A 20,482-nucleotide genomic window follows, 5' to 3' on the forward strand; every position below is an offset into this window, starting at 1 on the left:
TCGCGAACCAGGGCGTCACCTGTCCGGCCCAGCAGGAGAGCGGGCCGGGGCGGGGCGGGAATGGTAGCGAGGTGGACAAAAAGGTCGCCGGGTTCTGGACCGGGCTGCCGCCGGCCGGCGGCGGGATCGTCATGGCCACCGGGATCGTCTCGGTGGGCCTGCACCTGGCCGGTTCCGAGGTGCTGTCCAAGGTCCTGATGACGCTGGACATCGCGGTGTGGCTGACCTTCGTCGCGGTGTTCACCTCCCGCTTCCTGACCGAGCGGTCGCGGTGGCTGACCGAGGCCGCCACGCCGCCGGCGCTCACCGGGATCGCCGGGACCTGCGTGCTCGGGACCCGGCTGGCGCTGTTCGGCTGGAAACCGGTCGCGGCGGCGCTGCTGGTCGGCGCGGCGCTGGTGTGGCCGGTGCTGCTGATCGCGGTGGTGCGGCACTGGAAGCGCGGGATGCCCGGCGCGGTGTTCCTGGTGACGGTCGCGACGCAGGGCTTGACCGTGCTGGCCGCGACGCTGGCCGGACTGTGGTCGCTGGCCTGGCTGGCGACGATTGCGGTGGTGCTGCTGCTGTTCGGGCTGGTGCTCTACGGCCAGGCCCTGTACCGGTTCGACCTCCGGCAGGTGCGGACCGGCGCCGGGGACCACTGGGTGGCCGGCGGCGCGCTGGCCATCTCGGCGCTCGGCGCCTCGAAGCTGACGGCGTTCTCCGGCTGGACCGGCACCGGCCACTCCCTGCTGCGCTGGCTGACGCTGGTGGTGCTGGCGGCGGCGCTGGCCTGGTACGCGGTGCTGGCGGTGGCCGAGGTGCGTTGGCCGCGGCCCGGATACGACATCCGGCGGTGGGCGACGGTGTTCCCGATGGGGATGTCGGCGGCGGCGTGCCTGTCGACGGCTACGGCGGCGGGGGTGGGGTGGCTCGATCCGCTGGGGCGGGTGCTGCTGTGGGTGGCTTTCGCGGCGTGGCTGGTGACGGCGTGCGGGCTGGGCGTGGCGTGGCGGAGGTCGGTGGTGGGGTGAGGGGGGCGGGGGTGGGGTGGCCGGTCCGATGGCGCTCCTTGATGTGCAACTCACAGGTTGCGCGTCCGGGGCGGCATGTGCAACTCTGGAGTTGCACGAGAAGTCCTCAGAACCGGCCGCACCGGCCTCCGGGGCCCACCGGGCCGCCTACGCGAAAGAGAGCACAGCCATGACCACCGATATCCAGGACCGCATCGAGCGCGAGACCCTGATCGCCGCCTCCCAGGACCGGGTCTGGTCGCTGGTGACCGACACCGGCTTCTGGATCGCCTCCACGGGCGTGCCCGCCGCCGTCGGCGAGGTCACCGTCACGCACCACGACGAGTACGGCGACTTCCCCGTCCGCGTGGAGAAGGTCGAGCCCAAGAGCTACGTCAGCTACCGCTGGGCCAGCGCGTTCAGCGGCCACGAGCTGCGCGAGGGCAGCACCACCCTGATCGAGTTCACCCTCATCCCCGAGGCCGAGGGCATCCGCCTGCGCGTCGTCGAGAGCGGCTTCTCCGTCCTCGACGCCCCCGAGGAGCAGCGCCGCGGGGCGCTGAAGGACAACACCGAGGGATGGCCGCAGGTGCTGGACGCGTTCAAGAAGACCGCCGAAGAGGCGGCGTGACGGAGGAGGGGGACGTCGTCGGCCGCTCGGCGCGGGCACGGGGCGCGCCGGGCGGGGGCGGGGGCGGAGGCGGAGACGGGGCCGCGCCCAGCAGGGCTCTGGCTGTTTCCGCGAGCATGCCACGCCCCGGTAGCGTGGCCTCCATGGCGAGGACAGGCGGTGCGGCGTCCGGCGGCGTCGCGGCCGAGCCGGTCGACGAGGTGCTCGCCGCCCTCGCCGACCCGACCCGGCGCCGCCTGCTCGACGTGCTCGCCGCGCGCGGCGCCGCCTCCGCCACCGACTTGGCCGGCGAACTGCCCGTCACCCGCCAGGCGGTGGTGAAGCATCTGGCGGTACTCGACGCCGCCGGGTTGGTCACCGGCCGCCGCGCCGGCCGCGAGGTCCGCTACGAAGTCCGCTCCGCCGCACTCGACGCGACGGCACGGTGGATGGCGACCCTCGCCGCCGACTGGGACCGCCGGCTCGCCCGGATCAAGGCGGTCGCCGAAGCGGCCGAAGCTGCTGAGGCCGCCGAGGCGGCGGCGAAGGCGCTCGACGCGAGCTGCGACTAGTTCCCCTTTTTCCGTTTCTGGCTGACAGCGACTGAAAAGGTCGCCATCACTGGTCGGGCGGTGTCCGGACTCCGACATCGCCCGGCTCCCCATCGGCGTGTCCGCGCTCTGCGGCCGCCGCGCGCGGTGCCTCACCTCCGCGGTGCCTGACCTCCGCCGTGCCCGAATTCCGTAGTGCCCGAATTCCGTGCCTGACCTCGGCAGTGCCCGAACTCCGCAGTGCCCGAATTCCACGCGCGCGGCGGTCCACACCTGCATCCACTCCTGCGGTACTCCACCGCGCATCCTCCTTTCCGAAACGGAGCTGCACTGTGTCCGCGATACCTCCTGCCCGCGTACGACTCACCACGCGGGAACGCATGATCCTGTTCGTCCTGCTCGGCGCCGGCTTCATGCTCGCCGTCGACTTCTCGATCCTCAACGTCGCGTTCCCCGACATCGGCGCGGGCATCGGCCTCAGCCGGGACGCGCTGCCCTGGATCACCACCGCCTACATGCTCCCGGCCGCGGGCTTCACGCTGGTGTTCGGGCGGCTCGGCGACCTGGTCGGGCGCCGGCGGCTGTTCCTCGGCGGCATCTCGCTGCTGGTCGCGGCCAGCCTGCTCGGCGGGTTCGCCACCGGCCCGGCGCCGCTGCTCACCGCGCGGGTGCTCCAAGGCTTCGCCACCGCGATGGCGACGCCGGCCGCGTTGTCCCTGCTCACCAGCACCTTCACCGAGGGCGCGGCCCGCGACCGGGCCCTGGGCCTCAACGGCGCGCTGCTGTCCGGCGGCTTCACCGTCGGCGCGATGGCCGGCGGGAGCCTGGTCAGCCTGCTGAGCTGGCGCGCCGCGTTCTTCATCAACGTGCCGGTGGCCGTGCTGATCCTCGCCGTCGCGCCGGCGCTGCTCGTCGAGGGCGCGCGCAGCGGGCAGGTGCGGCTGGACCTGCCCGGCGCGGTCACCGTCACCGGCGGTCTGCTGGCCGGGACCTATGCCGTCATCGAGCGGAGCTGGGCGGTCGGCGCGGTGGCGATGGTGCTGCTGGCCGTCTTCTTCGCCGTCGAGCGCCGCGCGCCGGCCCCGCTGGTCCCGATCCCGGTGCTGCGGCGGCCGACCGTGCGGTGGGGCAACGCCGGCGGGTTCGTGGCCTTCACCATGGAGCCGGCCATGATCTTCCTGATGACCCTCTACCTCCAGGGCACGCTGCACCTGTCGCCGCTGGCCACCGGCTTCGTTTTCGGCGTCCCGGGCCTGGCCTCGATCGGCGCGGGCGTGGCCGCCGGCCGCTTCATCGGACGGCACGGCGTCCGCCGGGTGCTGGTCGCCGGCCTGGCCGTCCAGGGCCTGGCGACGCTGCCGCTGCTGCTCACCGGCGGCAGCCGCTGGGCGCTCGCGATCCTGGTCCCGGCGCTGTTCGTGGGCTTCTTCGGCCACGTCTCGGCGATCGTCGCCTACACCGTCACCGGCACCTCGGGCCTGCCCGACGCCGAACAGGGCCTGGCCACCGGCCTGACGCTGATGACCCAGCAGGTCGCGATCACCTCCGGCATCCCGATCCTGAGCGCGGTGGCCGCCACCCGCTCCGGCGAGCTGGCCGGCACTCATCTCGCGCTGGCCGTCGACGTCGTGGTCACCCTCGGCGGCGCCGCGCTGGTGTGGGTCGGTCTCAGGCCCCGGACACCGGCCGCTCCGGACCCGGCGGCGACGGAAGCAGAGATGGAACACCGGATCGGTGCGGCCTTCACGAACACTTCAGGTGCGGCTGCCACGCTGTCATGATCCGGTGTATCGCGCCGCTGTCGACGGCGCGATCCACCGGTCTTTGCTTCCGGGTCCCGGCTTTCGCAGGCCGTTGTGTTTGCTGTGTTCGTGTTCGTGTTCGTGTCCGCAGTGTTCGCAGTGTTCGCTGTGTTCGCGAGGGCCGGGACCCTTTTCCTGCCGGAAGCTAAACGTCGCAGTACTCCCGCGCCGCGGCGTCGCCCCACCGCCCGGCGGCGTACCGCACCGCGCCCACCGCCGGCGCCTCCGTCACCACCGTCACCGGCCCCGGCGCGCGCTCCCGCACCCGGGTCAGCAGCCTGACGTGCCCGGCGGCGGCCACCGAGCCGCCGATCAGCACCGCCGGCGCCTCCAGCCCCAGGCGGCGCGCGGCGGCCGAGGCCATCCCGGCGATCTCGTCGCCGAGGACGTCGATCAGCAGCCCGGCCACCTCGTCGCCGGCCTCCGCGGCGGCGAACACCGCCGGGGCCAGCTCGGCCGCCCGGCGGTCCGACTCCTCGCCGCGGTGCATGGCCAGGACCACGTCCAGTACCCGCGGTCGCCCGAAGTGGCTGGTGACCGCCTCGACCAGGCTGGTGGCCGGGCCTCGGCCGTCCTCGGCGCGGATGGCCCACCACAGTGCGGCGCGGCCCAGGTCCCCGCCGCCGCCCCAGTCGCCGGACTCGGCGCCCAGCGCCGGGTAGGTCGCCATGCGGCCGTCCGGCGCCACCGCGACGCAGTTGATCCCGGTGCCGCAGACCACTGCGACGCCCGCGCGCCGGTCCGACCCGGCCCCGGCGTAGAGGACGGCGAAGGTGTCGTTGGCGACGTAGACCTCCTTGGCCCAGCCGCGCGCCTCGATCTCCGTGCGCAGCGTCTCGACCTCCTCGGGGAGGTCGGCCCCGGCCAGGAAGGCCGCTATCCCGCGCACCGGACCGGCCACGTCGCCCGGCGCCAGCAGCTCCCGCACCAGGCCGGCCAGCACCGCCATCGCCGCCGGCACCCCCAGCGCCTGCGGCCGGAACGGCCCGCCGACCGCCCGCCGTACCTCCGTCCCGTCGAGACGGACCAGCCGGACATCGGTCTTGCTGTTGCCGCCGTCGACCGCGATCAGCAGATCGGAGCCGCGCAGCGTGGAGTGGGGAGCCATGGCGGGCACTTTATCCGCACGACGATCAACGGAACAGCGTGGTCCGCGGCAGTTAGGGGGCGTTTCGGCGTTTGGGGTTCTTGACGTCGGCATCGAGGTCGGCAGTGAGGCCGGCTTCACGGTCGGCATCGATGTCGGCCACGTTGCGTTCCGCGCCCGTTCCCGCCCGCGACGCCCCCGCGGCCCGGCGCCGCTCCGCCGACTCGTTCCGAACCTCGTTCGGATTGATGCCGACCATCGTCAAACCGGCGCGCGCGAAGCTGGTCATCACGACCCACCCGCAGCGGCAGGCCAGACAGCGGACCCGCTCGCGGCGCCAGACACCGGACAGATGCCGGCCGAGGTCGGAGTATTCCTCGAAGACCAACCGGTCGCGGTCGGCCAAGGACATGGCGGTGCCTCCTGAAGATGCTGCCCCCGATGTGATCTGGGTTACAGACATCTTGCTGACCCGTCGCGAAAAGTCAACGACGGGCGACGTTTCGGCTACGTCCACGGAACTCAGCGACGATTTCCGGCCTATTCCTCCCCGAATTGGACACTTCCTCCCCGCGCACGACCGTCACGTCATAGATCCCACTACGCCCATAAACCACCCGCTCCTCAGCCCGCGCCGTCAACACATCGCCCTCCGCGACCGGCGCCAAGAAGCTGATATCCCCACCAGCCGCCACCGTCGCCGGCCCACGACTGTTGCAAGCCAACGCGAAAGCCGTGTCAGCGAGCAAAAAAACGTACCCACCATGACCAATGCCATGCCCGTTCAACATGCCCCCCGCCACCCGCATCCGCACCACCGCCCGCCCCACCGCGAGATCGACGAGCTCGATCCCGAGACCCGCCGAGGCCCGGTCGGCGTCGAACATACGACGAGCGGCAGCCAGACCGGCGTCGCCCGGGTCGGAACCGCCCAGGTCATCGGCATGGGGTTCGGCATCGGCTTCGCGTTCGGCTTCGGTCCCGGGTTCGAGTTCGGGTTCAGGTTCGAGTTCGAGTCCGGTCCCAGGTTCGAGTTCGCTGTGCATGTGGGCGACCCTACGTCGTCCCGCGCACGTCGATCCCGGCGGCCTCGCGCAGCTCGGCGTACGCCTCGGCGAGGGTGTCGAGCGAGTAGTGCGCGTTCAACCCTCTCAATGCTTTGAGGACTATACCCAAAATGGTACAATAAGGGTATATCCACATGAAGCAGGACAACTCCACACCACGCGTTAGCCCGTACGCCCGTATCTCGGATACGGATGAAGAGCGTGCCCCCGGTCTTGACCGGCAGTTTCGCACCGTACTGCCACTCATTGAGACGCGTGGTGGAGTCGCCACGCGGGAGTACATCGACAACGACAAGTCAGCGTATAAGCCAGAGGTCATCCGCGATGAAGGCTTTGAACCCTGGCTTCAAGACTTCATCGCAGGTCACAACGACGGCATCGCTGGGTGGGATCTAGATCGGATCTTCCGGCAGCCCGCTGACCTGGAACGCGTGATCAAGGCGTACTGCGACGCCTACTTCAAGCAGAAGCGACCTAAGCCTGTGCTCTGGCTCCCCTCCATGAGCATCGACCTCACGGACGAAGACGGCCAGATGATCGCCCGGATGCTCGTGAACATCGCCAACCACTCCAGCGCCAAGACGGTGAAGCGGGTGACTAACTTCTATCGGGACGAAGCGCTGAAGGGAAACGTCTTCAGCAACTACCCGGCGTTCTATCGGAACCAGGATGGGTCGATCAACGAGAACAAGGCCACCATCACGCACAGGGCCATCGCAGATGTCTTCGCCGGTATTCGTCCGACAGCCATCGCCGAAGAGTGGCGTGAGAAGGGCATCACGACGGCGCGCGGTGGTCGCGTGACTGGCGAAACCGTGCGCCGCATCCTGATCGCCCCAGGCATCGCTGGCCTCGTGGAGTACAAGAAAGAGCTCCAGCGCGACACCGAGGGTCAGCCGATCAAGCGCAAGGACGGTGGTCTCATTGACGTCCCTACCTGGGAAGTGCTCTGTGAACTCTTGAAGCCGAAGCCTGATCGACGTCGACCAACCAAGGCGCTCCTTAGCCCTGTCCTGCGTTGTAGTCTCTGCGGCGCCCGACTGGTTCGCGTGCGTCGGAGTGACCGCTATTTCACTTACAACTGCCAATCCAAGGACGCAGGCGGGTGCGCTGGCGTGGGCATCTCAGGCCCACGGCTCGATCAACAGATCACGGCCTTGGTGCTGGCGTACCTCGATCAACCGATCGAGCCGACTGAACCTGAAGCTACTCCCGATACCTCCCGTCTTGACGAGGTGACGGCGAAGATTGCTGAACTCATGACGGCGTACCGAGCTGGTGAGATGTCGGGCTCCATCGTGTTCCCCTCGATCAAGGAGCTTGAGGACGAACAGAAGAAGCTGCGCTCCCAGATGGCGCAGCAGGTACGGAAGATGAAGCAGGTCATGTCAGTGGCCGAGGAGTGGCCGACGCTTGCGTTTGAGCGGAAGCAAGCAATCATCCGGGAACTCTTCGAGGCGATAGTTATAGCTCCTGCTGTAGGGGTGCGCGAAAAAGGCCGTCAGATGACATACAATGAGGGCCGCGTGACTCCCGTGTGGCGTCAGCCGTTTAGTAGCTGACGAACTTTAGCTAGACGACTCTTCGTCGGTTTCGGCGCACGGGCAAGCTGCTTTGCAATCCAGTCCCGCTCTTTAACGAGGGCGGGACTTTTGGTTTGCCGCTGCTCGGCTGGCGATAGTGTCGGGGCTTGTTTGACGGTCATAATCTATGGCCAATTATATTACAGGCCGGCCGGTAAGTCATCGGCTATTGCGAACGTTGCCAATTCCACCATATCCACCTACGCATGTTGTGTGTAATTAATAAAGAGTGGCCGTGGATCATCGGCCGAAAAATCGAGCAGTGGAGCAGAAAGATGGCAATCGTTTCGCGCAAGGTGTCCGACCTGAGTAATCAGGACGGCGCCGATCACGAGTTCGCTACTGTCGTCGTACGGCAGCATCCCGAACTCGACCAGCCGAAAGCTTTGGACGTGCTGGCCTCCGAGGTCGAGGCGTTCAAGGAAATCGGCGACCTGGTGGTGTTGGAGGTGAGTCTGCCGACCGGCCACACCAAGAACATCGCCATGAAGCTGGCCGACTTCAACAAGCTGGCCCCGAACATGGGTGAAGTTCTCAAGAACGCTCGTGGCACGAGGGGACGGCTGCCCGGTACCCGCATCGGGAACGGCGGGTAATCCCTCAATCTCCGCTTCCTGCCAACGCTCCCGGTAGTTGAGACGGAAACACCCTCGTCCTGGTAGCTCCTAGAGGGCTGTCGGGGCGGGGGCTTTTACCTATTCGACTTCTAGAGCTGACTTATTGGTCTGCCTGCATAGTCGTCAGCGCCTGCTTGAAAGATGCAAGTAGCGAGACCTCAGTAGCCTGATCATCAGAGTTCTTGGCGCATGGTGACTGGGGAGACGTGTATACAAAGTAGTTAGTTCCCACTTGGAAGACCGTCGTGTTGTCGACTTTCAGCGTTCCGCCGTCCGGCATAGCTAAGCTCTTCCTCTCAGTGATTAAACCGAAAGCAGGCTCATTTTTGAGATCGCACCAACCAGGCTTATTCAGCATTGTATTCGAGGATATTTTAGCCATAGGGGTAGCCGGATAAGACGTGTCATAAAGATAGACCGCATCCTTAATATCGTCACTTAGCTTAATCTTAATACCCATCTCTTTGATGTCGAGGTAGGTTGCTGCGGGAGCGGGTTGCGTCGTCGGCGTTGTTGTTGGAGTTGGGGTCGTTTGAGTCGATTGCTTCTTCTGTAGATCAGCTATCTGATTGTTCTTGTTGATGATGTCAGCTGAGAGCACGTGGTTTTGCTGTGCGAAGTAGATAGATAAGCCAAACCCAACAACGGCCACCAGGGCAAGAACGGTGAAGCTAAGCAACCTTAACGCGCCTCGGTGGCCCATACCTAGTAACTCAAAGACTTAATGATAAGAAGTGCGTCGTTGTAGGAGCTATCGGATTGGAAATCACTCACAGGCTTAATGATGGCATGGCTAGATGCGTCGTAGTAGGCCATTGAGATTACAGTGTAGGTCTTGCCGCTTGATGAACTCGTGTTCTTTCCAGTCGGCCACGTGGCATAACGTGTTGACGTAGTACCTACAATACCCTCGCTTGTAGTCGATGAATTCGTTGGAGCACCATACGTGCCGAAGCCGAGAAAGTAGTTACCACCGAGCGTTGTAATTGGTGTAGCTAAAACTTCACCATTGCCGTATGGGCCGTCACCAAGACCGCTTACGCCTGTATCGATAGTCACTGTCAAACCAGTAGGGCTTGATAGTTTCACTTGATCTGATCCTGGCGTGATATTGCCAGTGGTGCCGTTAGGCGTACTCGTATTTGTCAGCTTCCATGTCGACGGGTACTTAAAAGTAGCCTTCTCATAATTCAACGTTGCACTCTGCCAACCCGCATAAGGATCAGCTGGTGGGGTTGGCGTCGTCTTCGCTGGAGGCGTCTGTTGCTTTTGCAGGGTTGCTATCTGGTTGTTCTTGTTGGTGACGTCGTTAGATAGCTGGCGGTTCTGCATCCAGGCATAGATCGAGTAACCGATACTGGCTACGGCTACAAGCGCCAGAACGACGAGCAACGTTGTCTTCAAAGTGCTGCGGTTACTTGAACCGTCTTGCTTCAGTGGGTTATGGAGTGGTGCTTCATTCATACTTCTCTGAAGAATAGCATAAAACGGATAGAAATCAATATCTAGGCCGAGCGCTGGCTAGTTCATAATTCTCATGCTTTGGATTTTGAATCAATTGTTTTAAAGTAATCCACCAGACACGTCTCTTTGCTAATCACGAAGGGTTTCGGCATTCCGCCGCGCGTCCCCCACTAGCATCCGGGGAAAGGGTGAGAACCTTGGCAATCAGAAAAACCGGAAGGCGGACGCGCTTGCGTATGTTCATCTTCCGCAAGACGACGGGCTTGGTGCTTGCCTCCTTGCTGCTTTCGCTCGTTGGAGTGATGGGCAGCTCGGGGACGGCGTACGCCTACGACATCACCTGCGGCGCCTACGGCCAAACGCCGAGTTTCGCATGCGTCAGCTACACGGGCTACACCGGTCAGCAACCGTGGGGCTACCCCGTGGATGCCAACGGTCACAACTGCACCAACTATGTGACCTACAGGCTCTGGCAGAACGGTGTAACAAATCCCGGCAACCTTGGCAATGCCATGGACTGGGATGAGAACGCTACGGCCTACGGCATCCCAGTCAATAACACGGCCGCCACAGGTGCGGTTGCTGTTTGGGAAGCATATTCCGGGCCTGCGCTTGAAACCGGCCATGTCGCATACGTCGAGGCGGTGACTTCCACCTACATCGACATCAGCGAGGACAACTATGGCGGAACAACGATGAAGAAGCGGTTCTATGTCGGTCAATCCGGCTGGCCGGACCACTTCATCCACTTCAAGGACGTGCCCAGTACACCGCCACCTCCGCCCCCACCTCCCACAACCCTGAACGGTTCCGTCGTTCCCATGGCGGGCCACTGGTGGTCGGGAGACAGCGGCCAGGATTTCGCCTATGTCACGAAGAACGCAGATAATGGGTTCTCCGTGGCGATTCAGGAACAGACCTCAGCAGGTCTGCAATGGAAGGGTGTGGTGTGGACTGAACCCGGTTCGTCCGGGGTGCAGTTCAACAACACGCTGTTCATTCCGGTGGATGTCAACAACGACGGGCTGCTTGACCTGTACTACGCCACGTCGGCCGACTGGTCACAGCCCGGTTTCACCATCGGGTACATGCAGAACACCGGCAGTGGTCTCACCTACGGTGGCACCAAGCAGACCTTCTCCAACTTGGCCCTGAACGATGTCAAGTTCCTGGCCGGGAAGTGGTCGTCCAACGGTGGGCCTGCGTTCGCCTACGTCACGAAGAACAGTGACAATGGTTTCAGCGTCGCGACCTTCGCGGCAGACTCGTCAGGTAACCTGTCGTGGCAAGGAGTGAAATGGACTGAGCCCGGTTCATCCGGGGTGCAGTTCAACAACACCACCTTCACTCCCATCGACGCGACGGGAAGTGGTGTGGACGATCTGCTCTACTCCAGCTCCACCAATCCGAGTAGTCCCGGCTTCTCGACTGGAGAGATGGCGAACGACGGAACCAACCCCTTCACGTGGGCGGGTACCAAGATGACTCAATCCAGCTTGGCACTCAACCAGGTTCGGTTCATCCCGGCTCATTGGGATGGCCCGGGACGAGAGGCATTCGCCTACGTCAGCCAGCGTCCTGACGGTGGTTTCGACATGGCGGTTGAAGGCTTCGACTCGTCGGGCAACGGGAGTTGGCAAGGCATTTGGTTTAGTGCTCCCAACGTTCCGTACGCGTCAACCGTGCTCGTTCCTGCTGACACCAGAGGCAATGGCTATACGGATCTGTATTACGCTACCGTTTCAAACGGTGGCAGTGGGTTCGATACGGCCGTGGCGTACAACTACGGCAACAACTCGGGATTGACCTACGGCGGACAGCAGTGGGATCAGACGGGTCTGGCACTCAACCAGACAGTCTTCCTGCCGCAGTTCTAGCGACCACGCTGAGCACCCGTGAGTGAATACCCTCAACAGATGGCGCGGCTGGCCGGGCGATACGTCGCCGCCAGCGACGACGCCTGGCTAGCAAGCCACAACTTAGAAGACTCGCTCCTTTTACGGAGCTTGAGGCGACGAAACCTGCTCGGTGGGAGCAGGCTTTTTTAATGCCCGAAGCACGGGTCTCGCGTGGATGGTAGAAGCGGCCGATCTACCTCGCGCCGGCGGCGAGGGCTTGAAGACAGCGACTAAGCGTGTCCGCGGAGCTGACTGAGTCCTACTAGAACACAATTTATTCAACATGGCATAATATGCATCTCAACAGGGGTCATCCTGCTCGATTGTTGCCCTTGACATGGCCCGTTCCCATAGATTGCACCACTCTACCCCTGTTAGCTAACGTCGTAAAATATAGGTTGTGCGACCCATGATCCCAGTAGATATTATCGCAAATCGCGCCAATCTCTACTCTTCACCTCGAACTTAACGCTAAATGATGGGTTCTGTTCCATGAAGATCTCGATATCACGAAGGATCTGATTAAGATTAATCCGAGGCTCCTCCCGATCGTAATAAGCATCTACAGTAGGGCCAATCGACTGCCGCCCTTGTTTCGCATTCTCTGCCATGATGCGTAGCCAGTCCACCAGTTCCGGCATAGAGGTGTTACCTTGAGCCTTGCGGTAGAGACTGCTGTATAGCCCGGTCGCTTCGTATCCACGGTGATTTTCGTAGCACACATAAGCCTTGCCGTATCGGGCTGGCACTTTGGACCATGGTAGATTGTTGGCCAGCTTGAAGCGAACGCCATTGAAAGAGCGTCGCTTCGCCTCCAGCTCTTTGATATTTCGCCCATTTCCTCTAGGGCGCACACCAAGGATGGATACAAGATACCTCCACTCATTATCAGTAAGGTCGCTGGGAGCCGACGCGACGGGCACGGACTCTTCAGGGCTTAACTGACCACTCATTTGCGCTTGTACTGCTTCCCGTAGCGCCGCGTGACGTACTCCTCTAAAGCGTCCTCGATGACCTGCCAGGGCTTGCGTTCCTCGACGTAGGCGAGATCTCGTAGTTGCTTGTGGCGTGACGGGTACATGTGGAAGCCCCGGTTTACGGGCGCTTCGTTGGTGTCCACGGTCGCCAGGCGAACAGGCGCCATCTCTTGCGCGGTAGGTACGGCCGACTCATCGGGCACCGCGGTACGCGGATGGTCGCTGGTTTCTACCTGTTGTGGTGCGGCTGTTGATTGAGCTGGAGCTACGGGCTCGGCCGGCGTCGGTTTAGGTGCCTCGGGATCAACTTGCGGGATGGCGACGCGAGGTGTACTCGCCTTCCGCTCGCTCAACTGCTTCTTGAAGTCTCTACTTGCCATTGCTCAGGATCTCCGCGACCCGCTTATACCCTTGTGCGGCTGGGCTCTCCGGGTCATAGAGCACTACCGGTTGATTCAGTTGCTCGGCTTCATCGACGGCTGTGGACTCCACGATGAGCTGAGGGATCACGAGGTCGCTGTACGCGTCGCCTATCCCGTCGAAGACGGCTGCGGCCGCGTTGGTGCGCTTGAAACGCGTCACCAAGATGCCCCGAAGCCGAAGGGCTGGGTTGTAGCTCCCTACCGCGCGCTCGTACGCCTCGATGGTGCGAGCCAGGCCGTCAGCGCTGTACGCGCTCGCCGCTGCTGGGATCACCAGCTCGTCGGCCGCCGCTAGGGCGTTGATAGTCATGTAGTTCATGCTCGGCGGGGTGTCCATGATGATGAAGTCATAGCGGTCATCCAGCTCAGCCAAGAGACCCTTGAGCGCCATGATTGGGTCGGGCGCTGTCGGGTCGGCCCCTCGAAGCGTCGCCATACCGGTTTCGGTGCGCGAGAGCTCTGGATGCCCTGCAATCAGATGTAGGCCGTCAACGTCAGTGGTGAGGACGGCCGAAGCGGGCGCAATCTCGGTGCTGACGAACAGATCGTTGAGGGTCACTGGTACCTGTGCCGGATCGACACCTAAGCCCTTGGTCGCGTTGGCTTGCTCGTCCAGGTCAACCAGGAGGGTTGTCTTCCCTGCCTGCGCCAGAGCTGCCGCAAGGTTCTTAGCGGTGGTTGTCTTCCCTACCCCTCCTTTATGGATGGCGATTGCTATCTTTTTGGCCATTATTCATTTATTCTCCTGCACTCAAATTAACACGCGCGAACCTAAGCGTGCAATAGTCAACGCGCTCACTCATGCTTGAATCATTATTCTCACGCGTGAGTGCGTTAGAACGTTAGAGCATGAGAATGTGCGTGCAAATGCTTGTATTCTCACGCTCTAATGCATTAGAATAAGAGAGTAAGAGGAAATGCGAATGGAAAAGAACGCGGCAATTATCTCACCAGATTTCGTGAGTCAGCTCTCTAAGGTCTTCGTGACCGAGCGGCTAGGGATCAGGCCAGAGCAACACCAACTGACGTCAGAGGCGACATGGGTACGTCTCGCCGAGCGTCTACTTAACACGCCTGCACCGAAGACGCGCAGGATTAACAAGAGGAGGGGAAAGCGATGAACACACCGACACTGACCGATGACCACAAAACCACAAGTAGTGAAGTGGGCAAACCCACTAAACCGCTAGTGGTCAAGTACACCACCCATCTGCCACCAGCGTGGATCAAGTGGGTGAAGCGTGAGGCTGTAGAACGCGACATGAAGGACTACGAGGTTATGCAGCTCGCTCTCGACACCTTCCGCCGAAGCCAACAGGCCGCTTGATTATCTTCTCCAAGAGCGCATAATAGAAGCGGCATGAGCGAAGACCAATTCACGCGACTATTTAAATACATGCAGGAGCGTTTCGATAAGATCGACTCAGAGCTAGAGACTAAGGCAACCACTGAACAGGTCGACAAGATCTATCAGACACTCGATGGCATAACCGACCGACTTAATACCCAGGAATCCGAGATGGCAGCTCTTTTGGTACAAGACCGAGAGGCTTGAACAGAAAGCCGCCTAGTGCAGCCGATGCCGGCCACCGCAATCTAAAGATCAACGAGATGCCGTTTGAACGTGTCCTTCAAGGACGCGACAACGGCTTCTTTGTTTTTCCGATCACTATTGGCCACATCGCAGGCCAGGTCGTACAGCTCGTCCGGGTGCATATCGAGCCACCGGCCGTTCTTCTGGGCGAGGAGCTGAGATAAGACCAGTGCCATTCGCTTGTTGCCGTTGGCGAACGGGTGGTTCTTAATTACGAGGTAGAACAGGACAGCAGCTCGGTGAGCAAGCGTCCAATAGACGTAGCGACCATTGAAGTGAGTGAAGGGCTGGTCTAGGCAGCTCTCAAGCCGTCCAGGAGTGCGCACATCGAAGTCCATGGGTTCGTCGTAGTCGAGGAGGTCTTTGAGCCTTAGAGCTGCATACCGAGCCTCAGCTACAGTGACCTGTTTCATGTAAGAGCGAGGCGCAAGAGTGTCTTGCGATACCGCTTAACCGTCCGCTTCACAGCACGATCAATCTCAGCCTTTTGCTGAGGTGTGAGCGTATCGATAGTAGAGGCGTTGTGTTGCATAGTCTTGATTATAAATTAAGGTATTGCCTTTTACTAGAGTAAACACTTAAAGTCGTTGCAAATTCCACGCCGCCAATCTATACTAGAGGTACGTCATTACTCGTTCTTCAAAGCCAATCGGACGGGTGGTGGCCATCGGTTATGGGGGTATCGTTCAGATCCAAAGCAAAAACCACAGAAAAGTATTGCACTTTCTGTAGGCTTAGTTTATTATGGTAGTAGCTTTGAAGAACGAGTGATTAAGCCCCCATGCGGGGCTTTTTCTTTTGTCTTCGCATCCTGGTTGAACCGAGCCTGAACAACTAACTTATTCAACCCCGCGAGGTGGGGTAGCTTTGTGCTGCCTGAAAGCGGGAGAGGGGAAACACCAACATGCAAACCATAGGAGCAGCCATTACCGCCCGCGAAGCCTTCTATAGAAATAAGGCAAGCGAAAGCTCTTCCAGTACTTCTATAGAAGAAACGTCAGCCCATAGGGGGGAGTCAGGTAAGGCAGTAGCCACCGTGGGGGAGATCCCGGAGGCGATTGACGTCCTCATCGACAACAAGATGTTCCGCAACAAGTTCAAGGCGCTCATCCGCAAGGGCCACCTTCGAGACCTGCTCGACCTAGCTGAGGTTGCGCAGGGCAAGGACACGCCGAGCCACTGGTTCGCCCGCGCCACCAGAACGACACCAGTACCGGGGAAAGAAGGCAAACCAACCCACTGGGAGCGCTCGCTTAAGTTCTTGGCCAAGCTCCGCCAGGTGCGCCGCATCGCCCACGAGATTGGGAGCCGCATCAAGGTGCCCGCCGACAGCATGAACGCCGTGTTCAAGGCTGCATGGCGCCACCAGCAAGGAGCCGTGCGCTTTGCCGTGACGGCAGCTGAAGTAGGGAAGAGACATCCCTTCGGACTGTTCTGCAAGCTCGCCATACCGCGCCAAGCCGACACCTCCGCCGCGTAGTGTCCTGTGAGCTTATGAGAGCGACTGTGGGGCGTTGAATCGCTCGGTGTGACGTTTGGATGCGTCTCGACCCGGAACCCACCCTTATAAGCCGCCTGAACGCCGCAAAGATCGAGCAGTCCTGCTACCCACCGCGGTGGGGCATGAACCGGCCGATCAACTCGCCGCCGGCCACGTCCTGTAGGTCAGGTCTGTTCAATGTGCTCCGCGACCACGCCTTGATCAGCCTTCTTCAGTTTCACATACTCCTTCCAGAAGGATTCGAGTTCATCGTGGGCCTTCTCTAAGAACTGAAACTCTTCCATGCGCTTCTGATCATCGTTCCAGCCAGCTCGGAGCGTAGAACCCTTTTTATGCGCAAAATCGTTGCGTAGTTTGTTGAGTTTTTCAGCAAGCCTGTGAGGGAATTTCGGATGCGCCTTGTGAACAAGCTTCAGTTTACTGAAGAACGAGAGTTCGTCAAGAACAGTAGCGCCTGACTCGTATTCGATATAGCCATTGAAGAAGTCGATCAGCAGCAACAGTTCCAAGCTTCGCTCGTAACTTGCGTGAATTTGAAAGATGTACTTCCTTAGCTCATTTAGTAGAGGCGGTAGATAGTCTTCAGGGTCGGCATCATTGAGTTCGTCAAACTTACGTTTGATTCTCTCAACCTCGCTGACAATTTCCTCTATCTTCATGATGGCTCTATTTATACACGCTGGCTCCAATAGGTCAATCGGCGGCCATGTTCAAAGCTGCATCAGTTGCGGGATCAGTTCGCCCAGGAGAAACACTCGTACCATCTCTCGTTGCTCCTCGGGCAGTGCCCGGATGATCCGCTCGATCTCTCGCTTACGAGCCTCGCGCTTCACGACAAACACCACGAACGGAAAGAAGTCCTCTTCACTACGATGGTAGACACGCCAGTATCCCGCGACTTTCTCGCGGAGGCGTATAGGCGCTTCAGTGCCAAGGTCAATCTCTAGGAAGTAGCTACTACTGCGCCTCTGCGCCGGATAGTCCACGGCTGCCAGTAGGTCAGCTCGTATAGGTGGCAGGGAACGTTCTACCTCCCACTTGCGCACCGTGAGAACGCCCGTCTTTTCGGCGCGGCGTAGCTCAAGGTAGGTGTCGGCAATCATGAGGGCGTGGTCATTTACTGCGGTCGATTGCCTGCCCTCGACGCCGAGGAGCGTTCGGCCCAACCTGCCGAGCTTGTAGACGTAGGGTGAGTTCCCCCCGCTTTCACCGGCCGTGCGCCTGCCGACACGATAGAGGTAGCTGTCACGCGTCAGGCGCCCTAGAACCTTGTTCGTCACAGTGCGCGAGACGTCAGCAAAAAGCAGCTCGGCGAGGTGCGTCGAGGCGAGCTGTGTGAAGCTATATGTCAGCTTCAAAACATCCAAATCTCTATGCGATAGTTCCATGTCGTGTCCCCCTCGTGTGATACGTGCTGATAGGTGCAGGCGTCGCCGCAGGTCAGCTGGCCTGCCGGGGTGGTCGTACGGCAACGGCTGAACAGCGGCTGTGCAACGGGGTTGGTTACCCGGCAGCGGCCTCGATGCGAGCCCGCCAGTCTTCAGCCGAGCGGGCAGCGCTATCGAGATGATGCTTTATGAACGACGCCTCTTGTTGCGTGGTGGCCTCGATCATCGCTTCTTGCATCGGATCGAGGTCACTAAAGCTTCCAGCGCTGCGCTCGATGTCCCGAAGCGCGTCGGTCAGATACGTGCAGCTCCGTTGCAAGTAGGCCAACTCGGCGAGGAGCCCTTGAATGCTTCGCATCAGGCATCCCAGACCTTCCCGCCGAATGGACGGTTCTTCTTGGGCTTGGTCGGCTGCACTCGGGTGCCGCGTCGCTCGGCGATTTCGCGTTCAACTTCGGCAACCGGCCTCGCGTAGTGACTTCTTGAAAGTTGCCGTACCTTGTCGGTGAATCCGGTTGGTTCACGTGGCGGCAACGTCACCCCTGTTACTGGTGAACTGACACCCTCGCTCGTGGCAAGACGCATGATGACTTCAAACTGTCGCTGGTTCATGAAGTCCTCTTCTGTCACGCTCTTACCGAACTGCCTCGCGAAGTCCCGGGCGTCCTCGACCGAGGTTTGGAAGACCACTGTCGAACGTGCGTTGCTTGCCGTGGCGTCCTGGAGTTCCCGAGAAAGCTGGCTGCGGTGCTGATGTGCCACTGTCATAGCGAGGCCCTTGCTCCGTGCCTGAGCGAACAGTTCTTCCGGCGCAATCGGTAGGTTGATAACGTCCTGGAACTCATCGACGTAGCTCATGGTTGGGTTCTGCGGATCGGCCGCACCGGCCTGCACGGCGCTCCAGACAGAGTTAAGAACCAGGCTGCTAAATAGCCCAGCCGTATCCTTTCCCTCCGTCTCGCGCCCAGTGTTGACGAGCAGAATCTTCCGACCCTGGATGATGTCGCGGAGGTTCACCGTGCTGTTGCTCTGCCCGATGATGTTCCGTATCGAGCGACGGTTGTTGAGCTGCCAAATGCGGTCAGAGATCGGCTTGAAGTAGAGGTCACGCTGCGCCCTGGGAAGGTTGGTGATTTCCTGCCACCAACCGGCAAGCTCCTCGATGTGTGAAACGCCTCGGATCAGACGGTCGGCAAAATCCTCTTGGTCGGCCCTCGGCACGCTAAGCGGCCCGATGTCGGCGAACGTCATGGGCCGGTCGGCACCCTCGCTCATGAGGAGCGTCAGAATCAGGTGGTAGAACCCCTGACGTACACGCACCCCTCGGGCGTCCTGCGGATACAGGTGGTCGAAGAGCCGTTGAATATCCGCAGCGACCATGTAGGGGTTGCCCTGCAAGATGTTGAAGCCGACCGGGTAGTCCGTATCGGTCACATCCAGCAGTACGACGTCTTGAAGGCGGCGTTCAGGCACTCGGTCGAGTGCGGCTTTGAACAGATCGCCCTTACCTTCGATGAGGATGACCCCGCGGCCGGCCTCCATGTCCTGAGTAATCAAGTTGCTCAGTAGCGCCGTCTTACCCGACCCCGTTGGCCCGACCACTTGAAGGTGCTTCGCCGACTCCACTGGATCGAGGGCAAGCAACCGTTCGTCGCCGGGGAAGTTAGACCGCGCGATTACTCGACCCGTCCTCGGAATCGCTCCGGTCGCGGCCAAGTGGCGCGTCCTGCTACGGGGAAGGCCAGCGATGTACGGCGCACCGAGTGGCCAAGAAATCAGGGCCATCAACTCAGATGCCGACAGCTTGGCGGGATACACCGCCAGTGGGCTTGCCTGCTTGATGCGCTCCATCAAACGCTTCTCAGGTGTGAGCCGTCGCTTGAAGCCGTTATGAGAACCGGCACTGCTTGCGAGGCTGTGACGGAGCCTGGCAAGGAGCGTATCCGCGCGCCTGGAGCTGGTGGCTTGTGCTGCCACTCGTAGTACCCCGAGGAAGTTTGGTTCACCGAGCTTGGCGCGGCGGTCGGCCACCTCGTCCTTACCGGCCTCCAAGCCCGAGCCGATGAGCCCCCCGATCACACTGAAACGGTCGCTTCTAACCGGCTTGCTCGTGGTGGGTAGATGCTCCTTGACGGCAGGCGCCACAACCCACTGAAGAAGGAGCGCTTCATTCGGCCCGAGCCCCTGCATACTCGTGAGGAGGCTCGTAGAAAGAGAGCTAGCACTCGGGATGCTCAAGGTACGACTTGGGTTGGTGTGACCAAGCTCCACCGCGGCCGTCCACTGGTGGGGCAGTTCTTCGGTCTCGGGTGTCACCGTTAGACCGGGGATGAGCGAACGTAGTTGTGGAACCACGAAGTCAACGTGAGCACGCGGGATGTGGAGCCGGTGCATGATGCCGCGATCCGTCGCCCAGACCTCGAACGCCATCGAAGGCAGGTTGAACAAATGGCTAGCGCCGCTGCGCCTTGTGCCGCTTATCGCGCGGAGCCACGTCAGCACATGGTCAGGGTCGAGGTTGCTAGGGAAGGTCAGGCGAAAGGTGAGCCGATCACCGGGTGAAGTAGCCATGTTCTTGAGTCCCATCAAGCCAGCGCTGGAGAGCAGCGCCATAGCAACAAAGCTGGCGAGGTAAAACGTTGGACTCATGCTCATTCTATTTTCTCATATGAACATGAGTATGAGGTGTGTAGTTTTTACCACCGCGTCATGCGGTGGTAGATGAACCCGAGCACCAGCACCACGACGAACGAGCTGACGAGATACGGCACCAAGGGCGCAACGGCGATCCACAGCACATGAATCGTCACGGCTGCAAGCAGCAGGGTTGCGAGAATGGATCGTGCCTTCCTCATGACGATCACCTCCATACTTGTTCCGGCTGACCAGCCGCGCATGGACTGGTCGCTAGGAGCCGACAACCTCGACC

General features: G+C 61.3%; 23 protein-coding genes. 9 read left to right on the forward strand and 14 right to left on the reverse strand.

Features of this window, described 5'->3' with window-relative positions; genetic code table 11:
* Positions 1-71: 71 nt before the first annotated feature.
* The 4 genes from ABD481_RS30990 (at position 72) to ABD481_RS31005 (ending at position 3,934) form a co-directional block, all read left to right on the forward strand.
* Complete coding sequence (locus ABD481_RS30990; RefSeq protein ID WP_344669351.1) at positions 72-1,013, forward strand: tellurite resistance/C4-dicarboxylate transporter family protein; 942 nt, start codon at positions 72-74, stop codon at positions 1,011-1,013.
* Positions 1,014-1,182: 169 nt separating this feature from the next.
* Positions 1,183-1,623: an SRPBCC domain-containing protein gene (locus ABD481_RS30995; RefSeq protein WP_344669352.1), complete on the forward strand. Its 441-nt coding sequence runs from the start codon at positions 1,183-1,185 to the stop codon at positions 1,621-1,623.
* 143 nt (positions 1,624-1,766) lie between these two features.
* Complete coding sequence (locus tag ABD481_RS31000; RefSeq protein WP_344669353.1) at positions 1,767-2,174, forward strand: ArsR/SmtB family transcription factor; 408 nt, start codon at positions 1,767-1,769, stop codon at positions 2,172-2,174.
* Between the two features lie 359 nt (positions 2,175-2,533).
* Positions 2,534-3,934: an MFS transporter gene (locus tag ABD481_RS31005; RefSeq protein WP_344669354.1), complete on the forward strand. Its 1,401-nt coding sequence runs from the start codon at positions 2,534-2,536 to the stop codon at positions 3,932-3,934.
* A gap of 166 nt (positions 3,935-4,100) precedes the next feature.
* Here ABD481_RS31005 and ABD481_RS31010 read toward each other — a convergent pair whose 3' ends face one another.
* From ABD481_RS31010 to paaI, 3 genes are all read right to left on the reverse strand, one after another.
* Entirely contained in the window at positions 4,101-5,063 is a 963-nt protein-coding gene (locus ABD481_RS31010) for an N-acetylglucosamine kinase (protein WP_344669355.1), read from the reverse strand.
* A 52-nt stretch (positions 5,064-5,115) separates the two neighbouring features.
* Positions 5,116-5,454: a hypothetical protein gene (locus ABD481_RS31015; protein WP_344669356.1), complete on the reverse strand. Its 339-nt coding sequence runs from the start codon at positions 5,452-5,454 to the stop codon at positions 5,116-5,118.
* Positions 5,455-5,527: 73 nt separating this feature from the next.
* Positions 5,528-6,088: a hydroxyphenylacetyl-CoA thioesterase PaaI gene (gene paaI / locus ABD481_RS31020; protein ID WP_425559334.1), complete on the reverse strand. Its 561-nt coding sequence runs from the start codon at positions 6,086-6,088 to the stop codon at positions 5,528-5,530.
* A 155-nt stretch (positions 6,089-6,243) separates the two neighbouring features.
* Between paaI and ABD481_RS31025 the strand changes: the two genes are divergently transcribed.
* The gene (locus ABD481_RS31025) at positions 6,244-7,671 is read left to right on the forward strand and encodes a recombinase family protein (RefSeq protein ID WP_344669357.1); all 1,428 of its coding nucleotides are present in this window, start codon (positions 6,244-6,246) and stop codon (positions 7,669-7,671) included.
* Positions 7,672-7,967: 296 nt separating this feature from the next.
* Positions 7,968-8,288 (forward strand): hypothetical protein, encoded by a 321-nt coding sequence (locus ABD481_RS31030; RefSeq protein WP_344669358.1) that lies wholly within the window; start codon positions 7,968-7,970, stop codon positions 8,286-8,288.
* A 121-nt stretch (positions 8,289-8,409) separates the two neighbouring features.
* Here the strand turns inward: ABD481_RS31030 and ABD481_RS31035 are convergent, their stop codons facing one another.
* Together ABD481_RS31035 and ABD481_RS31040 are read right to left on the reverse strand one after the other, a co-directional pair.
* Positions 8,410-8,988 carry a hypothetical protein gene (locus ABD481_RS31035; protein WP_344669359.1) on the reverse strand — a complete coding sequence of 193 codons (579 nt, stop codon included), beginning with the start codon at positions 8,986-8,988 and terminating at the stop codon, positions 8,410-8,412.
* A 26-nt stretch (positions 8,989-9,014) separates the two neighbouring features.
* The gene (locus ABD481_RS31040) at positions 9,015-9,773 is read right to left on the reverse strand and encodes a hypothetical protein (RefSeq protein WP_344669360.1); all 759 of its coding nucleotides are present in this window, start codon (positions 9,771-9,773) and stop codon (positions 9,015-9,017) included.
* A 236-nt stretch (positions 9,774-10,009) separates the two neighbouring features.
* On the opposite strand from ABD481_RS31040, the gene ABD481_RS31045 reads away from it, so the two are divergent.
* Complete coding sequence (locus tag ABD481_RS31045; RefSeq protein WP_344669417.1) at positions 10,010-11,650, forward strand: CHAP domain-containing protein; 1,641 nt, start codon at positions 10,010-10,012, stop codon at positions 11,648-11,650.
* A 446-nt stretch (positions 11,651-12,096) separates the two neighbouring features.
* Here ABD481_RS31045 and ABD481_RS31050 read toward each other — a convergent pair whose 3' ends face one another.
* From ABD481_RS31050 to ABD481_RS31060, 3 genes are read right to left on the reverse strand one after another with little or no spacing between them, the layout of a single operon-like run.
* On the reverse strand, positions 12,097-12,624 hold the full coding sequence (locus ABD481_RS31050; protein ID WP_344669361.1) for a transposase: 528 nt from the start codon (positions 12,622-12,624) through the stop codon (positions 12,097-12,099).
* Positions 12,621-13,028 carry a superantigen-like protein SSL4 gene (locus ABD481_RS31055; RefSeq protein ID WP_344669362.1) on the reverse strand — a complete coding sequence of 136 codons (408 nt, stop codon included), beginning with the start codon at positions 13,026-13,028 and terminating at the stop codon, positions 12,621-12,623. Before ABD481_RS31055 ends, ABD481_RS31050 begins: the two co-directional genes overlap by 4 nt.
* Positions 13,018-13,800 (reverse strand): ParA family protein, encoded by a 783-nt coding sequence (locus ABD481_RS31060; RefSeq protein ID WP_344669363.1) that lies wholly within the window; start codon positions 13,798-13,800, stop codon positions 13,018-13,020. The genes ABD481_RS31055 and ABD481_RS31060 overlap by 11 nt, the downstream gene beginning before the upstream one ends.
* A 387-nt stretch (positions 13,801-14,187) precedes the next feature.
* On the opposite strand from ABD481_RS31060, the gene ABD481_RS31065 reads away from it, so the two are divergent.
* Complete coding sequence (locus ABD481_RS31065) at positions 14,188-14,397, forward strand: hypothetical protein (protein WP_344669364.1); 210 nt, start codon at positions 14,188-14,190, stop codon at positions 14,395-14,397.
* A gap of 269 nt (positions 14,398-14,666) precedes the next feature.
* Here ABD481_RS31065 and ABD481_RS31070 read toward each other — a convergent pair whose 3' ends face one another.
* Positions 14,667-15,077 (reverse strand): type II toxin-antitoxin system death-on-curing family toxin, encoded by a 411-nt coding sequence (locus ABD481_RS31070; protein ID WP_344669365.1) that lies wholly within the window; start codon positions 15,075-15,077, stop codon positions 14,667-14,669.
* Between the two features lie 623 nt (positions 15,078-15,700).
* On the opposite strand from ABD481_RS31070, the gene ABD481_RS31075 reads away from it, so the two are divergent.
* The gene (locus tag ABD481_RS31075; RefSeq protein ID WP_344669366.1) at positions 15,701-16,144 is read left to right on the forward strand and encodes a hypothetical protein; all 444 of its coding nucleotides are present in this window, start codon (positions 15,701-15,703) and stop codon (positions 16,142-16,144) included.
* A 185-nt stretch (positions 16,145-16,329) separates the two neighbouring features.
* Here the strand turns inward: ABD481_RS31075 and ABD481_RS31080 are convergent, their stop codons facing one another.
* The 5 genes from ABD481_RS31080 to ABD481_RS31100 form a co-directional block, all read right to left on the reverse strand.
* Positions 16,330-16,824, reverse strand: a complete 495-nt coding sequence (locus ABD481_RS31080; RefSeq protein ID WP_344669367.1) for a hypothetical protein — start codon at positions 16,822-16,824, stop codon at positions 16,330-16,332.
* Between the two features lie 51 nt (positions 16,825-16,875).
* Entirely contained in the window at positions 16,876-17,553 is a 678-nt protein-coding gene (locus ABD481_RS31085; protein WP_344669368.1) for a replication-relaxation family protein, read from the reverse strand.
* Positions 17,554-17,668: 115 nt separating this feature from the next.
* Positions 17,669-17,911, reverse strand: a complete 243-nt coding sequence (locus ABD481_RS31090; protein ID WP_344669369.1) for a hypothetical protein — start codon at positions 17,909-17,911, stop codon at positions 17,669-17,671.
* Entirely contained in the window at positions 17,911-20,166 is a 2,256-nt protein-coding gene (locus ABD481_RS31095; protein WP_344669370.1) for a type IV secretory system conjugative DNA transfer family protein, read from the reverse strand. The genes ABD481_RS31090 and ABD481_RS31095 overlap by 1 nt, the downstream gene beginning before the upstream one ends.
* Positions 20,167-20,249: 83 nt before the next feature.
* Positions 20,250-20,423 (reverse strand): hypothetical protein, encoded by a 174-nt coding sequence (locus ABD481_RS31100; RefSeq protein ID WP_344669371.1) that lies wholly within the window; start codon positions 20,421-20,423, stop codon positions 20,250-20,252.
* Between the last annotated feature and the right edge of the window lie 59 nt (positions 20,424-20,482).

Origin of the sequence: Catenulispora yoronensis (assembly GCF_039531695.1) — a bacterium.
In the GTDB taxonomy this organism is placed as follows: domain Bacteria; phylum Actinomycetota; class Actinomycetes; order Streptomycetales; family Catenulisporaceae; genus Catenulispora; species Catenulispora yoronensis.